At 59.2% G+C, this 15,145-nt stretch carries 17 protein-coding genes; 9 read left to right on the top strand and 8 right to left on the bottom strand.

Annotated elements, in window-relative coordinates:
* Positions 1-20: 20 nt before the first annotated feature.
* The 4 genes from ACRZ95_RS02245 to ACRZ95_RS02260 form a co-directional block, all read right to left on the bottom strand.
* The gene (locus tag ACRZ95_RS02245) at positions 21-1,325 is read right to left on the bottom strand and encodes an amidohydrolase family protein (RefSeq protein ID WP_170676255.1); all 1,305 of its coding nucleotides are present in this window, start codon (positions 1,323-1,325) and stop codon (positions 21-23) included.
* A 341-nt stretch (positions 1,326-1,666) separates the two neighbouring features.
* A complete protein-coding gene (locus tag ACRZ95_RS02250; protein WP_170676257.1) occupies positions 1,667-2,128 on the bottom strand; it encodes a hypothetical protein in 462 nt (153 codons plus the stop codon).
* A 10-nt stretch (positions 2,129-2,138) separates the two neighbouring features.
* Complete coding sequence (locus ACRZ95_RS02255; protein ID WP_170676259.1) at positions 2,139-2,420, bottom strand: hypothetical protein; 282 nt, start codon at positions 2,418-2,420, stop codon at positions 2,139-2,141.
* 84 nt (positions 2,421-2,504) lie between these two features.
* Positions 2,505-3,578 (bottom strand): anhydro-N-acetylmuramic acid kinase, encoded by a 1,074-nt coding sequence (locus tag ACRZ95_RS02260; protein ID WP_480554533.1) that lies wholly within the window; start codon positions 3,576-3,578, stop codon positions 2,505-2,507.
* A 293-nt stretch (positions 3,579-3,871) separates the two neighbouring features.
* Between ACRZ95_RS02260 and tyrS the strand changes: the two genes are divergently transcribed.
* Positions 3,872-5,122, top strand: coding sequence for a tyrosine--tRNA ligase (gene tyrS / locus ACRZ95_RS02265; protein ID WP_170676261.1), 1,251 nt, complete (start codon positions 3,872-3,874; stop codon positions 5,120-5,122).
* Between the two features lie 109 nt (positions 5,123-5,231).
* On the top strand, positions 5,232-5,993 hold the full coding sequence (locus ACRZ95_RS02270) for a DNA/RNA non-specific endonuclease (RefSeq protein ID WP_170664970.1): 762 nt from the start codon (positions 5,232-5,234) through the stop codon (positions 5,991-5,993).
* Between the two features lie 100 nt (positions 5,994-6,093).
* Here the strand turns inward: ACRZ95_RS02270 and ACRZ95_RS02275 are convergent, their stop codons facing one another.
* On the bottom strand, positions 6,094-6,843 hold the full coding sequence (locus ACRZ95_RS02275) for a hypothetical protein (RefSeq protein WP_170676263.1): 750 nt from the start codon (positions 6,841-6,843) through the stop codon (positions 6,094-6,096).
* A gap of 199 nt (positions 6,844-7,042) precedes the next feature.
* Between ACRZ95_RS02275 and ACRZ95_RS02280 the strand changes: the two genes are divergently transcribed.
* Both ACRZ95_RS02280 and ACRZ95_RS02285 read left to right on the top strand, forming a co-directional pair.
* Positions 7,043-7,798, top strand: coding sequence for a 3-hydroxyacyl-CoA dehydrogenase (locus tag ACRZ95_RS02280; RefSeq protein ID WP_480554447.1), 756 nt, complete (start codon positions 7,043-7,045; stop codon positions 7,796-7,798).
* Positions 7,799-7,826: 28 nt separating this feature from the next.
* Complete coding sequence (locus ACRZ95_RS02285; protein ID WP_480554449.1) at positions 7,827-8,363, top strand: sugar O-acetyltransferase; 537 nt, start codon at positions 7,827-7,829, stop codon at positions 8,361-8,363.
* 42 nt (positions 8,364-8,405) lie between these two features.
* On the opposite strand, the gene ACRZ95_RS02290 is transcribed toward ACRZ95_RS02285, so the two are convergent.
* From ACRZ95_RS02290 to ACRZ95_RS02300, 3 genes are all read right to left on the bottom strand, one after another.
* Positions 8,406-10,214, bottom strand: coding sequence for an ABC-F family ATP-binding cassette domain-containing protein (locus ACRZ95_RS02290; protein ID WP_480554451.1), 1,809 nt, complete (start codon positions 10,212-10,214; stop codon positions 8,406-8,408).
* A 68-nt stretch (positions 10,215-10,282) separates the two neighbouring features.
* Positions 10,283-11,017 carry a GNAT family N-acyltransferase gene (locus ACRZ95_RS02295; RefSeq protein ID WP_170676269.1) on the bottom strand — a complete coding sequence of 245 codons (735 nt, stop codon included), beginning with the start codon at positions 11,015-11,017 and terminating at the stop codon, positions 10,283-10,285.
* Between the two features lie 100 nt (positions 11,018-11,117).
* Positions 11,118-11,594: an outer membrane protein assembly factor BamE domain-containing protein gene (locus ACRZ95_RS02300; RefSeq protein WP_170466431.1), complete on the bottom strand. Its 477-nt coding sequence runs from the start codon at positions 11,592-11,594 to the stop codon at positions 11,118-11,120.
* An 84-nt stretch (positions 11,595-11,678) separates the two neighbouring features.
* On the opposite strand from ACRZ95_RS02300, the gene ACRZ95_RS02305 reads away from it, so the two are divergent.
* The 5 genes from ACRZ95_RS02305 to ihfA all read left to right on the top strand — a co-directional run bounded on the left by ACRZ95_RS02305 (position 11,679) and on the right by ihfA (position 15,131).
* A complete protein-coding gene (locus tag ACRZ95_RS02305) occupies positions 11,679-12,215 on the top strand; it encodes a DUF177 domain-containing protein (protein ID WP_170676271.1) in 537 nt (178 codons plus the stop codon).
* A gap of 204 nt (positions 12,216-12,419) precedes the next feature.
* Positions 12,420-12,626: a 50S ribosomal protein L32 gene (gene rpmF, locus ACRZ95_RS02310; RefSeq protein WP_008756996.1), complete on the top strand. Its 207-nt coding sequence runs from the start codon at positions 12,420-12,422 to the stop codon at positions 12,624-12,626.
* Between the two features lie 24 nt (positions 12,627-12,650).
* Positions 12,651-13,739, top strand: a complete 1,089-nt coding sequence (gene plsX / locus ACRZ95_RS02315; protein ID WP_170548168.1) for a phosphate acyltransferase PlsX — start codon at positions 12,651-12,653, stop codon at positions 13,737-13,739.
* A 21-nt stretch (positions 13,740-13,760) separates the two neighbouring features.
* Positions 13,761-14,732 carry a beta-ketoacyl-ACP synthase III gene (locus tag ACRZ95_RS02320; protein ID WP_170676273.1) on the top strand — a complete coding sequence of 324 codons (972 nt, stop codon included), beginning with the start codon at positions 13,761-13,763 and terminating at the stop codon, positions 14,730-14,732.
* Positions 14,733-14,828: 96 nt separating this feature from the next.
* Positions 14,829-15,131, top strand: a complete 303-nt coding sequence (gene ihfA / locus ACRZ95_RS02325; protein ID WP_037316145.1) for an integration host factor subunit alpha — start codon at positions 14,829-14,831, stop codon at positions 15,129-15,131.
* Positions 15,132-15,145: the final 14 nt, after the last annotated feature.

The raw sequence follows: 15,145 nt of genomic DNA on the forward strand, positions 1-15,145 counted from the left end.
GTTGGTGGCAATTATTCTTGTTATTGAGCTTCCTGAGTATCGGGCCTGGGCGCGTAATCTGCGGGATCCAGGGTCGTGGGACGGCCAGGCAAAGAAAGCGCGGCCATTCGTGGTTCTGTGCGGGCCAACACCTTTCCGTTTTTTATAACGGCAAGCCGGGTGGCTTTCATGCGAACTGCTTCAATTGGGTCCTGCGCTTGCAGCACAACCATATTGGCAGGGCCGCCTTCGCGGATCGTCGGGTCGGGCAAGCCCATTGCTTTGGCACCATTCTGAGTAACGGACGTAAACGCCCACTCCATCGCCGCGCGGGATGTCATCGGCACGGCATGCACGCCCATATGAGCCACTTCCAACATGTCGGCGGAGCCAAGCGAATACCATGGGTCCATCGTGCAATCCTGCCCGAACGCGACATTTACACCTGCCGCGCGTAGCTCTGGCACCCGGGTCAGCCCCCTACGACGCGGATAGGTATCCGAACGGCCTTGCAGCGTGATATTGATGAGAGGATTGGGCACTACATTCATGCCACTTTCTGCGATTAGCGGTATGAGCTTCGATGCATAGTAGTTGTCATACGAGTGCATTGCGGTGACATGACTTGCCGTTGCCCGCCCGCCAAGCCCAAGGCGCGTGGTCTCATAGGCTAAGGTTTCCACGTGGCGCGACATTGGATCGTCGCTTTCATCGCAATGCAAATCCAGCTTCAGACCTCGGTCTGCCGCTATCTCGGCCAGTCTTCTGACCGACCGGGCGCCTTCCGACATTGTACGCTCAAAATGCGGGATGCCGCCCACTACATCGACACCCATATCAAGGGCTTGGATCAAGTATGTTTCTGCATTCTCCGCGCGGTAAAGGCCATCTTGCGGGAATGCTACCAATTGCAGATCAATATAGGGAGCGACCTGCTTGCGGACCTCCAACAGCGCTTCGACGCCAACCAAAGGTGTGGATGAAACATCCACATGCGAACGGATTGCCAGCAATCCCTGCGATACGGCAAGGTCGCAATATCGCATGGCGCGTTCAATTACTGCCTCGGGTGTCAGCAGGGGCTTCAATTCGCCCCAAAGCGCGATGCCTTCCAATAGTGTACCCGAGACATTCATGCGAGGCGTTCCAAGGCTCAGGGTCGCATCCATATGGAAGTGTGGGTCGGTAAACGGGGGCGAAACCAAGCGCCCAGCCGCGTCAATGACTTCGCCCGCCTCAGCCTCGATCTTGGGGGCAATTTCTGCGACGCGGTCACCCTTGATCGCAATATCCAACGGCCCTCGGCCATCCGGCAGTTGGGCTTGTCTAATGATGATGTCGAGCATTCATCTTCCCCCAAATTTGACCACAAGGTAAAAGTATTCTGATAAAATGCTACATTTTTTTGCTGTGTTTCAGGAAGCAGCGCTTCGGATAGTCTGACGCAATTCGAATGCCTGCAAGGCGGAATGCGAACGCAGCAATTCGTCGTATCGATGGATGGCGGCTTTGGAGCCATCCGCGCTATCCAATTATCCTGAACACATTGGCTTGATAGCGCGGCTATAGCCTTAGCATTCAGCTAGGCGCAGGAGCGCCAAGGCATCTCGCCACAATTGACAAGTGCGAGCGAGTAGCAACAAAAATGCAATCGACGGCTTGGAAGCGCCCCCAACCCCGCATGCCCCTATTTCTCGGCCCGGTTCTTCAAAAGCGCGGTCAACAAGGGCACCAGCAACGCTGGCAAAGACCCCAGCGGATTTGCCCCGATACTTTTGACCGCCTGAACCACCTCACGCGCCTCAGTGGCCATCTCTTCCATCTCGTCTTCAACGTCCGCGATTGCCATGTCGCGAACTTCCACCGCCGGGGCGATTTCATCCTCGACATTGGTCCGCCGCGCAAACAGAACAAGCAGCGCCGCCAAAAGCAAGTTCCCGGCCGCCAGCACCGCTGCTGCACCGGCGGAAGACATCAACGCGTCCAGTGCGAAAAAAATGGCAACATTCAGGGCAACCAAACCAGCCAGCGCCGCGAGACCCGCCAGCACCATCAGGATCGTCTGCTGCTGCATCACCGCAAGACGCCGACGCGCGATCAGGCGTTCCGTGCGATAGATCGTTACAAGATTTCTGCTAAACCTGCTCATCTCACCCTCTCTACCTGCTGGCCCGACCGACCACATACCCAAGCGAGAACGCAATCAGCAGAACCGTAATCGGATAGTCCTTCTGCAAACGGCCAAACTCGGCAACGACCTCCTCACCCATGGCCTCGGCCCCGGATAGATCAACGCCATGCTCCTTCAGCAATCGCCGAATCTCATCGCTGGTCTTGGTCGAGGCCTTCTCTTCCGCGCCCGCCTCGGCGCTCTCTTCCAACTTGGCGTTACGAGCCCGCAACGCCTCAAGTTCGGCTTCCAGTTCCGCTTTTGTCGCCATGAAACAAGACCCTTGTTGAAACACGTTCACACAAGCGTTGCACATTTATGCCCGCTTTTGAACCACTTGGTCCAAGTTCCCAGCTTAGCTGGCCTGATCCACCGAGACACGGCTGACAATGCCACCGCCCACCAGGGCCTGAACCCCCGTCGTTCCGGGGCATGAAGTCGGCAAACCTCGCGCCACGCGGACCGCCAGATAGGCGAAAGCCTGAGCCTCGAGCATATCGCCGTCCAGCCCCACGGCCTCGACCGGCTCAACCGGGCAATCCAACGAGACGCGCAGCATCTCCATCAGAACGGGGTTATGCCGCCCTCCGCCAGTCACCAGCACGCGCGCGGGCGGTTTCGGGCAATGCTGCATCCCCTGCGCCACACCCGCGGCACACATCGCGGTCAGGGTCGCAACCGCGTCCGCATCGCTCAACTCCTGCACCAGACGCACCATCTCGGCGAAGTCGTTTCGGTCCAAGGATTTGGGCGGCATGCGCGCAAAGAATGGCTCGGCCAGAAACAGCTCGAGCGCACCGGTTTCCACGGTACCGCCTCGGGCGACACCACCGTCGCGATCCATTGGCTGGCCCAGACGAACCTGCATCAGATCATCCACAGGCGCATTTGCCGGGCCCGTGTCAAAAGCCAGCAACGCCCCTGGCGCTTCGGGGCCATCAAAGGACGGGTCTACATAGGTCAAGTTGCCGACACCGCCGAGGTTCAGGAAACACAGCGGCTCCTGCGCATCGATCCATTTGGCACAGGCGAAATGGAAGAACGGGGCCAGAGGCGCGCCTTCGCCCCCCAAAGCCACGTCATCACTGCGGAAGTCCCAGACAACCGGTAAACCCAGCGCCTGCGCCAGTCCGACACCATCGCCCACCTGCAAGGTGCCGCGCCCACGCGGTTCATGCGCAAGGGTCTGGCCGTGAAAGCCGATCAAATCCACCTCTTCGAATTCCGACAGGGCCTCGGCATGGGCCACGGTCACCAGCTCGCCCGCGACCTCGACATCCGCCCCTTGCCATTGACCCAAGGCTGCGCGGATCACCGCACGTTCAGCCTCGGAATAGGCGCGATAGCCGGTTTCACCAAAGCTGAAGATTTGATGACCATCGGTTTCGACCACGGCGGCATCCACGCCATCCATTGACGTCCCTGACATCGCCCCAAGCGCCCGGATCGGACCTTGCATCCTGTTGGACTGCCGCACGGCTGCCTCCTGCCTGTATCAGACGTTGCACCTGTCTTCCGAACAATCAGAGCGTGCAACGGCGCCAACCTGCACCGCCGATGGCAGACAAGGCAAGCGCCTTGCGCCCGAGCTGCAAAGAATTCTGCTCCGAGCGCCCTGTATGCGACGCTGGCCCGGGGTGTTTTTCAACGCAAAAGGCACCTTCCCCTTCCCTACGCCGCCGCCTATACAGTGCCCCGCAACAGTAACCCCGAGGGCACGATATGACCTACCACCCCAAATCGGATTTCATCGCCACGATGATCGAGCGCGGCTTTCTGGCCGACTGCACCGATTATCAAGGCCTTGACGACGCGCTGATCGACGGGGTGCAGACAGCTTATATCGGCTATGACGCCACCGCGCAGTCGCTGCATGTGGGTCACCTGATGAACATCATGGTGCTACGTTGGCTGCAAAAGACCGGCCACAAGCCGATAACCCTGATGGGCGGCGGCACCACCAAGGTGGGCGATCCTTCGTTCCGCTCGGACGAGCGCCCCCTGCTGGGGCCCGAACAGATTGACGCCAATATCGCCGGAATGCAGAAGGTCTTCGCCAAATACCTGTCCTATGACGACAGCGAGACCGGCGCGCTGATGCTGAACAATGCCGAATGGCTCGACAGCCTGAACTACCTCGATTTCCTGCGCGATATCGGGCGGCATTTCTCGGTCAATCGGATGCTGTCCTTCGAGTCCGTGAAATCCCGGCTGGACCGCGAACAATCGCTGAGCTTCCTCGAATTCAACTACATGATCCTGCAGGCCTACGACTTCCTTGAGCTGAACCGTCGCTATGGCTGCGTTCTGCAAATGGGCGGCTCAGATCAGTGGGGTAATATCGTCAACGGCATCGACCTGACCCGCCGCGTATTGGATCAGGAAATCTACGGCCTGACGACGCCTCTGCTGACCACCAGCGACGGCCGCAAGATGGGCAAATCGCAGGGCGGTGCGATCTGGCTGAACGACGATATGCTGTCGCCCTATGAGTTCTGGCAGTTCTGGCGCAACACCACCGACGCCGATGTGGGTCGCTTCCTGAAGATCTTCACCGAGCTTCCGGTCGATGAGTGCGAGCGCATGGGCGCGTTGCAGGGGTCCGAGATCAACGAAGCCAAAATCCGCCTCGCCAATGAGGTCACGACCCTTCTGCATGGTGCCGAAGCCGCTACCACAGCCGAGGCCACCGCGCGCGAGGTGTTCGAAAAAGGCGGAGTTGGCGGAGACCTTCCGACCCTCACGCTCAGCGCGGATGAGCTGGGCGATGGCATGTCGATCGTGCAGTTGATCGTGAAATCCGGTCTGGCCAAGTCCGGGAAAGAGGCCAAGCGCCTGATATCGGAAAACGGCGCCAAGCTGGACGACGCGCCGTTGACGGATGCAGGCCTGATGATTGACGCAGGCGCGTTGTCCTCTCCGATCAAACTGAGCGCAGGCAAGAAACGCCACGCTCTGGTTCAGCTAGGCTGATCTTTCTCGTTTCCGGGCGCAAACACCTGCGCCCGGAACGCCTTATTTCGTTGAAGCCCAAATCTATGCTAAACTGCTGACTATTGAAGCGTTTTAGTATGATTTGAACATGGTAGTTGCGAACAAATTCACATCTTCCCGCCGCGCCGACGTTGTCTTTGAAGGCGAAAAATTCTCAACCGGCGCGGATGAGGTCACCTGCATCCTGACAACCGACAGCTTGAAGCAAAAGGGCAGCTCTCCGGCTACCGGCCATTGCGCGATTGTCGAACGGTTCAACTCGCGCTGGGATGTAAAAGACCTGATTGATCTGGCCGCGGTGCAAAAGGCCCTGTCCAGCAAGTCGACGCTACAAAAGCTTGCCAAGGCAAATTCGGTCGACAAGATTTTGGAGCTTCTGGCGCTGACAGAAATTCAGATGCTGTCCGACTACTCGGAACTGCAGGCACAGACATACATCAAAGGACACATCCTGAGCGAAAAACTTGGCGGGCCCGGCACCAATGTCAATCTGACGCCCATGTCGGCCAGCTCGAACTCGACCTACTACAGCGCCTTTGAATCCAAACTGATCAAGAGCTTGCAGGACTTCAGAAAAGAAGAAAAAGCCTCGGGCTATCGGGTCCGCGTCCGGTTTCATGCGAAGTGCAGCGGCGGCATGAAACCCTGGTGGAGCAGTGCGTCGAAGGAAACCTCGCGCATGTTGAGCAAGCTGCCGAGAACCCTGAAAGCAAGCTGGCGGGTCGACAGCTTTTTCAAAGACGGCAAACCTGGCGAGCGGATCGCAAAGTCGAAATTACCGGCATCGGCAGCAAAGAAGATGCCTAAAGCGACTGGCGCTAAACCGGTCACCTACCCGCTGGCGCTGTAAATTACCGAGATGGCGCTAGCTGTATCCGGAGTTTGATATGCTGGTGTAGGTCGCCGGATGTGGCGACCTACAAAAATTTCAGGGACTGCGTCACCATGGGCTACTTCTTGCCCTTTCCTCCGCCGTTCTTGCCGCCGCCTGTACCGCCGCCTTTTCCATCACCGCCTTTGCCGCCTCCGCTGTTTCCACCATTTCCGTTGCCGCCGCCGCCGTTTCCGGAGCCGCCGCCCTGACCATTATTCCCACCACCGTTACCGGTGCCCGGCCCTGAACCTCCGTTATTTCCACCACCGTTTCCAGGGTTTCCACCATTTCCATTGCCGTTGCCGGGACCACCGTTGCTGCCGCCATTGCCACCGTTACCGGGGCCGTCACCGCCGCCACCGTTGCCGGGACCATCGCCGCCGTTACCCGGTCCATCGCCGCCACCATCTCCGGGTCCATCGCCCCCATCACCGGGGCCGTCATCGCCGCCTGGACCACCGTCACCTGCCGGACCTACTCCGCCGCCGTTGCCCGGACCGCTAGAAGACCTGTCCTCGCCTTGGTTCGAAGCGGCCTGCACACTCGCCGTGGGCAAATCGGTCAGCAACGTGGCCAATCCCGGGCATTGCGCACCTGTTACGCTGAGGGTGGTTTCGAAATCGGCCCGCCTCTGCAGACGCTCCAGAAAGCTGGGCGTAACCTGCACGCAATCGCACAAACCTGCGTAGTCTCCGGCATTGGCGAGATCACGCGCTGTTTTCCAGTTGCAGGTTTCAGGCGCGGCTGCTGCGCTTCCGACCATGAACACCCCGACAAACGGCGCAATCGCAAGCGCGCCAAGTTTTTGCTTTGTACTCTTTAACATTTCAGCACCTCCTGACGAAAAAACACCCGACCTCGTCAGGTTGTTCATTCACGAGTTGGCGATCTACCGTGAAGCCAGTCTGAAGGGTTTCTGAGGATTTCTTCAGAACCCAACGCGGGGTCCAAAGCCAAACCTATAGACAGGACGCGGCTAAACTGTTTATTGAACATATGTTCATTAACCCGCGAGGAGGCCTATCATGAACCTGTCCGACACCGCAGCCATCATCACCGGCGGTGCGTCCGGTTTGGGCGAAGCCACCGCCCGGTACTTTGCCGCGCAAGGTGCTCAGGTCACGCTGCTGGATCGCGATGCCGAGCGAGGCGCGAAGGTCGCCGCCGAGATCGGAGGGCATTTCACTGAGACTGACGTAACCCAAGAAGCCTCGGTCGTAGCGGCGGTCGGGCTGGCCACGGCCAAAATGGGCAAGATCACCGCTGCCGTGAATTGCGCCGGTATTGCGGATGGTATCAAAACCGTTGGGCGCGATGGCCCGCACCCTCTGGACGCATTCCAGCGCACAATCGACATCAATCTGGTGGGCAGTTTCAATGTCGCCCGTCTTGCCGCAGCCCAAATGGCCCTGAATGAGCCCGACGCGGACGGTGCCCGTGGAGTCATCATCAACACCGCTTCAATCGCGGCATTCGACGGGCAAAAGGGTCAGGCGGCCTATGCGGCCTCAAAAGGCGGCGTGGTTGGTATGACGCTGCCCATGGCACGCGATCTGGCCTCAACAGGTATCCGAGTGATGACTATCGCGCCCGGCATCTTCATGACGTCCATGCTGGCCGGTCTGCCGGAAGAGGTGCAAGCCCAATTGGCCGCTGACGTCCCAAACCCACCTCGCTTGGGGGACCCGAAGGAATACGGACGCCTCGCCGCCTTCATCGTCGAGATGGGCTATCTGAACGGAGAGGTCATCCGCATCGACGGAGCGCTGCGGATGCGCTAACCCTAAGGACATGAGTGAACGGCAGAAAATGACAGCGGGTGCGTGGTACACCTGCCTCGATCCAGAACTGGAAGACTTGCGCCAGACCGCCCGTCGCGCCGTTTACGCCCACAACACATGCCATCCCGATGATCGCGGCCCTATCGCGCCTGAGTTGCGCGCGCTTTTCGCCGAAACCGGGCATATGTGCTTCATCGAAGCCCCGTTTCATTGCGCCTATGGATTCAACCTATCTCTGGGCGATCGTGTCTATTTTAACGCGGGCTGTACCATATTGGATACCGCGCCTGTCAGGATCGGCAGCGACACAATGCTCGGCCCTAACGTCCAGATCTACTGCGCTGAACACGCCAAGGACCCCGACCTGCGCGCAGACGGTCTTGAAATCGCGCATCCGGTCGCGATTGGAGAGAATGTTTGGATTGGCGGCGGCGCTATAATCCTGCCTGGTGTCTCAATCGGTGACCGGGCCATTATCGGCGCGGGCAGTGTCGTGACCAAATCTGTCGCACCCGATGAAACGGTCGTTGGCAACCCCGCACGCCCGATCCGGGGACGCGCATAAGACGACCTTGAAATTCTGAGGAAACGGGTTTCGGGTCTTTTACTACCCGCCTTCGGCCTTTTCCTCCAGCATCAGCCACTCTTCCTCAGCGACCGACAGTTTCTCCTGCCGTTCGACCAGCGCCTCGGTGGCTTTCTGGAACTTGACCGGCTCGCGCGTGAACAGGTCGGGGTCTGCCATCAGCTCTTCCAGCTTGGCAATCTCAGCCTCCAGCCGCGCAATCTCGGCCGGGAGCTTCTCCAGCCGATGCTTTTCCGAGAAGGACAGGCCTGTCTTCGGCTTGGCTTCCTGCTTCACCTTTGGCTTGGAAGCTTTTGTTTTCTCTTCTTTCTTAGGGGCAAGATCACCCCGCTGAGCGATATAGTCCGACCACCCGCCCGCATAGACGGTCGCGCGGCCATTGCCCTCCATCGCGATGGTTGTGGTGGCAACGCGGTCCAAAAAGTCCCGGTCGTGGCTGACCAGCAGAACCGTGCCGTCATAGTCGTCCAACAGCTCTTGCAGCAGGTCCAGAGTTTCCACATCCAGATCGTTGGTCGGTTCGTCCAGCACCAGCAGATTCGACGGTTTCGCCATCAGTTTCGCCAGCAACAAACGCGCTTTTTCCCCGCCGGACAGGGACTTAACAGCTGCTCTTGCCTGGCGTTCATCGAACAGAAACTCTTTCAGGTAACCCACAACATGCTTGGGCTGCCCGCCAACCATGACCTGATCGGCCTTGCCCGACACCCGCATTTCGGGGTCTCCGGTCAGACTGTCCCACAGGCTCATCTCAGGGTCCAACTGCGCGCGGGTCTGGTCAAACACCGCGATTTCGAGATTGGTGCCAAGGGTTACAGAGCCCTCATCCGGCGCCTCCTGCCCCAGCAGCATCTTCAACAGAGTGGTTTTGCCCACCCCGTTCGGTCCAACAAAAGCAACCCGATCGCCGCGCTGCGCCAATAGATCAAAGCCGCGCACGATCTGCTTGTCGCCATAGGCTTTGGACAGAGCCTTGGCCTCGATCACCTTGCGACCGGATTTCGGACCCGCTTCGAGTGACATAGCCGCCGAGCCCTGACGTTTGATCTGCGCTGCCTTTTCGGCCCTCAGGGCCTGCAACGCCCGCACACGTCCCTGGTTGCGTTTGCGCCGCGCGCTGATCCCTTCGACCGCCCATTTCGCCTCGGACTTGATCAGACGGTTCAACTTGTGCCGCTGCTGATCTTCCTCTTCCCAGACCTTGTCGCGCCAAGTCTCGAACGCCTCGAAACCCTGCTCCTGTCGCCGCACCATGCCGCGATCAATCCACAGGGTCGCGCGGGTCAATGCCCGCAGGAACGCGCGGTCGTGCGAGATCAGCACATAAGCGGCCCGCGTCGCGCCCAATTCGCGCTCGAGCCAAGCGATGGCTTCGATGTCCAGATGGTTGGTCGGCTCGTCCAGCAACATCAGGTCCGGCGCTTCGGCCATAAGTTTGGCCAAAGCGGCCCGCCGCCGTTCCCCGCCTGAGGCGGTCTCAACGGGGCGTGACGGATCGAATTTCAGTCCCTCACCGGCGCGTTCGACCTTGTACAGCTCGCCCGACTCCAACCCGCTTGAGGCATAATCGCCCAGCGTCGCGAACCCCTCCATCCCCGGGTCCTGCTCCATATACCCAACGGATTTGCCGGGAGGCACAACGATCTCGCCCTGATCCGCCTCAACCAGCCCCGCCATCACCTTCATCAAGGTGGATTTACCCGAGCCGTTGCGCCCTACAAGCGCAACTCGATCACCCGGCTGGACCACCAGATCCAAACCGGAAAACACCGGATCACCCCCGAAGGTCAGGGAAATGCCAGACATCTGCAACAAAGGAATTCTCGCCATGCCCGCCAGCTAAACCGGCAGCGCTGGCGCGTCAACGCCCACACCGTCTTGTCGTTGAAAATACGGAACTACCCGGCCACTGCCCGCAACAACCGTTTTCGGGCTGGAGGAATCGCCCCAATCTCCAACCCGGTGAAAACGTGCAACGTGTTCATATGCCGATCCACCACCGCATGATCGCTAACCCAGCCGCCCATCATCAGATAGGTGCGCAGCAATGGCGGCATTCGCAGCATCGCTTTCTTGACGTCCGGCCTGCGACGCAGCTTGGACGCAAACCGAAACACATCCGGCGCTTTCACCCGCGGCAGCCAGCGTTTCGGGGCCAAATGACGGTGTTTGAGCATCGCGAACGCGTCCAGATACTCGGCCGTCTCGGTCCCTGCGAATGAGGAACATCCAAACAGCATCTCGATCCCGTTCTGGTCCACATAGGCCGTCATCGCACCCCACGCCACACGTAGGATGTCCGGGTCTGTCCAGTCGGGGTGGATACAAAACCGCCCCATCTCGACCATGCGGCCTGAGAATCCTTCGAGGCTGGTCAGATCGTAAAACTGCGCCGAGTAGCTACGCCCGATTTCAGCACCGCTCTCCATGGTCAGCATGCGGAAACAACAGACCAGAGCGCCCTCGTCCTGCAGGTCTTCGACCAGAACATGGGCGCAAACGGGATCGAACGCGTCAGCATCCAATGCGCCGGTGCCAAACGCCCACGTTCGGAGCGCCTGCGCCGCCGCCAGATCTTCGTCACTCTGCGCCAGACGCGCCCGAAAGCGCCCTTTGCTCAACAACACAGCCATGACTGCATCCTCCGCCCTTGCCGACCGGAATTCAACCTTGTGGCTCTGCTAGCACAGCAGATGTGACTGCCTTGTGAAGGCGACGCGACAATCCTGTGACTTAGTTGGTGGCGCCCGGAATGTTAGCTGGGTTGAAGTTGCCGATATTGCCCAGCAGCTGACGCAGGAAGCCGTTGTTCTGGATACTGGATTCCGTCACGCGCCGTTCGAGGGTCACGACGACACCGTCCTCCAGACCGAACCTCTCGATATTGCGGACTACGCCGCGCTGGTCAAAGCTGATTGCAACCAACTCGCGCGATACGACCTCGGGCCGTTTGGGGCCGTAAAAGCGCACGCGAGAGGCGACGTAGTAGTAGCCCGAATCTTGCACAACGCCGGAAATTCCGGGCGCGCCGATGGCTTCGGCCACGGTGTCGCGGGTATCGACACCCACTTTGATCTCGGCCAGATCTTCGGCAGGCGGAATATAGCCGTGATTCTTGAAGGTCGGCGTACAGGCCGCAATAGCAGCCAGACAGGCAATAAAGACGAGCGATTTCGCTGCTCGTTTCACCTTGTTTGCACCCATCACCATATACACCCTCTTGCCTTGATCCGTAACGGCCCCTATCCGCTTACAGAAACCGATGCCCCGGTTCAACATAGGAAAGGGTCACGAATGAGCAACACGACATCTCTGCGGGTGGCCGACCTGCCCCAAAACACGCCAACATCCTTCGAATTGCGCCCAAACGCGACGGAACTGGACGACATCAAAGCCGCGCTTGACCTGCTGGGTCTGCGCAAGCTCAGCTTTGTCGGCAAAGTTGAGGCCGAAGGAAAGAAGGACTGGGTCCTGACCGCCAAACTGGGCGCAACTGTCGTGCAACCCTGCGTCGTGACGCTGGAACCGGTGACCACGCGTATCGACGTCCCTGTGACTCGCTCCTTCCTAGCCGAATGGGCGGACCCAGAAGATGAAGAGTTCGAAATCCCCGAAGGCGACGAAACCGAAGCCTTGGGGTCCGAAATTGACCCCACCCAAGTGATGATCGAGGCGCTGTCGTTGGCCCTCCCCCTTTATCCACGCAAGGAGGGTGCGGAACTGGAGCAGGCCGACTATACCGAGCCAGGCAAACAGGCGATGACTGACGAAGATGCCAAACCCTTTGCCGGACTGGCAGGTTTGCGCGATGCGCTGAAAAAAGACGAGTGACAGGGCAGAGATTTCCTGTCATAGCAAGCGGTCAGAAAAATCGCTTGAACATGTCGAGAATCGCAGTATTTTCGCGCGCTCATCGGATTTAGGGTTGGACAACGTGGGGCATGTACCCTAAACGCGCGTCAAACCACGATAAACGAAATATGAAACCCGGTCGGCGGCGATTCTGCTGACCCTCAGTAGACAAAGGTTGAGACCATGGCCGTCCAACAGAACAAAGTTTCCAAGTCGCGTCGCAACAACCGCCGCGCACACGACGCTCTGGTTGCTGCAAACCCGAACGAATGCCCGAACTGCGGCGAGCTGAAGCGCCCGCACCACGTGTGCGCATCCTGCGGCCACTATGACGACCGTGAAGTCGTCGCTCAGGCCGACGAAATCGACCTGGACGAAGACGCAGCCTAAGCCTGATCGAGCGCCAGCCTTCGCATGACGGAACAACCCACGCACGCCGGACGGATCATCATTTCCGTTGATGCCATGGGGGGGGACGATGGTCCCGTAGCCGTTGTTGCAGGTTTGGCGCAATCGGCGAAAAAAAACCCCGATATCGGGTTTCTGCTGCACGGTCCGGAAGACAAGCTGCGCAAGCTCGTAGCGAAACGGCGCGTCCTTGATGGGCGCGTCGATTTTCGTGATTGTCCTGACGTCGTGACGATGGAAGACAAGCCCAGCCAGGTTGTGCGCAACGGCAAACAGACCTCGATGTGGTCCACGCTTGAGGCCGTGCGTCAGGGCGATGCCCATGGCGCGGTATCCTGTGGCAACACCGGCGCCCTGATGGCGCTGTCGATGATGCGTCTGCGAAAACTGCCCGGTGTCAGCCGCCCGGCGATTGCGATTCTGTGGCCCTCGCGCAACCCTCAGGGGTTCAACGTTATGTTGGATGTAGGCGCCGATGTGCGCGCCGACGCCAAGGATCTGCTGCAATATGCGCTGATGGGCGCCTCCTACGCGCGCAACGGCATGGCGCTGCAACGCCCTCGGATCGGGCTTCTGAATGTCGGCACCGAGGAACACAAAGGTCGGGCAGAGCTGAAAGAAGCGCATGCCATGATCACCGACTTCGCCGAATCCGCGAATTTCGATTTCGTCGGCTTTGTCGAAGGCAGCGATATTCCCGGCGACAAGGCAGATGTAATTGTGACCGATGGGTTTACCGGCAACGTCGCAATCAAGACCGGCGAAGGCACAGCCAGCCTGATCGGCGATCTTCTGCGCGAAGCGTTCAAATACACACCCCTCTCTCGACTTGCATCGGTGCTGGCGATCACCTCGCTCAACCGCCTGAAAAAACGCATCGATCCGCGCCGCGTGAACGGAGGCGTTTTCCTGGGGCTGAATGGAACCGTGGTGAAATCCCACGGCGGCGCAGACGCGACCGGAGTGTCAGCCGCAGTCAAGCTGGCCTTTACACTGGCCCAATCAGGTTTTGCCGAAAAATTGGCAGCACGGGTTGCATCAACGGCCCAGCTTGCACAAGATGCCGCGCATGCCGCGCCGCAGGCGGAAAAATAACAAAAAGGCAGTACCTCAAACATGGCAGGCCGTTCAGTCGTTGTAGGTGTCGGACATTATTTGCCCGAACGTGTTGTCCCGAATTCCGAGTTTGAACAGACTTTGGATACGACGGATGAATGGATCCGAACCCGGTCGGGGATCGAACGCCGCCACTTTGCTGCCGAAGGTGAAACCACCTCAGATCTGGCGACCAATGCCGCACAAGCCGCCCTTGCAGATGCGGGGCTGGAAGCCGACGACATTGACGCCATCGTCCTTGCGACCTCAACCGCTGATCTGACCTTTCCGTCTGCAGCGACGATGGTTCAGGCCCGCCTTGGCATGACGCGCGGCTTTGCCTTTGATGTGCAGGCCGTCTGCGCCGGATTCGTTTTCGCGCTGAGCAATGCGAACGCGCTGATACTCTCGGGTCAGGCTAAACGCGTTCTGGTGATCGGGGCCGAAACGTTTTCCCGAATCATGGACTGGACCGACCGCTCGACCTGCGTGTTGTTCGGCGACGGCGCAGGCGCCCTGATCCTTGAGGAACAGGAAAGCACCGGCACGTCGGACGACCGAGGCGTTCTGGCAACCGATCTAAACTCGGACGGGCGGTATCAGGACCTGCTCTATGTGGATGGTGGCGTGTCAACGCAATCGACCGGTCATTTGCGGATGCAAGGCAACCAGGTCTTCCGTCATGCCGTTGAAAAGCTTGCCAAAACCGCTAACACCGCACTCGATCGCGCCGGGCTGACGGCCTCGGACGTGGATTGGATCGTGCCGCATCAGGCCAATATCCGCATCATTCAAGGCACAGCCAAGAAGATGGGCCTGCCGATGGAGAATGTTGTGGTCACCGTGCAGGATCACGGCAATACCTCGGCCGCGTCGATCCCTCTGGCCCTGTCGGTTGGCAAACAGCGTGGGCAAATCAAGCAAGGCGATCTGATCGTAACCGAAGCCATTGGCGGCGGGCTGGCTTGGGGCGCGGTTGTTCTGCGCTGGTAACCGGCGCAATTCAGCTTACGCCCCCACCTGCAATTCATTGATATTGACAGTGAATTTGCCCCCGCCCTATGCTTTGACATCAACAGGGGAAAAGGTATGAGCGACAAAACACTGACCCGAATGGATCTAAGCGAAGCCGTCTTTCGTGAAGTTGGCCTGTCACGCAACGAAAGCGCGCAGCTGGTGGAAAGCGTTCTGAACCACATGTCCGACGCGCTGGTTCGCGGTGAACAGGTTAAGATTTCCTCATTCGGCACGTTCAGCGTTCGGGACAAAACCGCTCGTATCGGTCGCAACCCCAAGACCGGCGAAGAGGTTCCCATTCAACCCCGCCGCGTGCTGACTTTCCGTCCGTCGCACCTGATGAAGGATCGCGTCGCCGCCGGGAATCGCAAGTAATCCTAGGAACTCGC

Source organism: Ruegeria sp. AI3 (genome assembly GCF_056541245.1).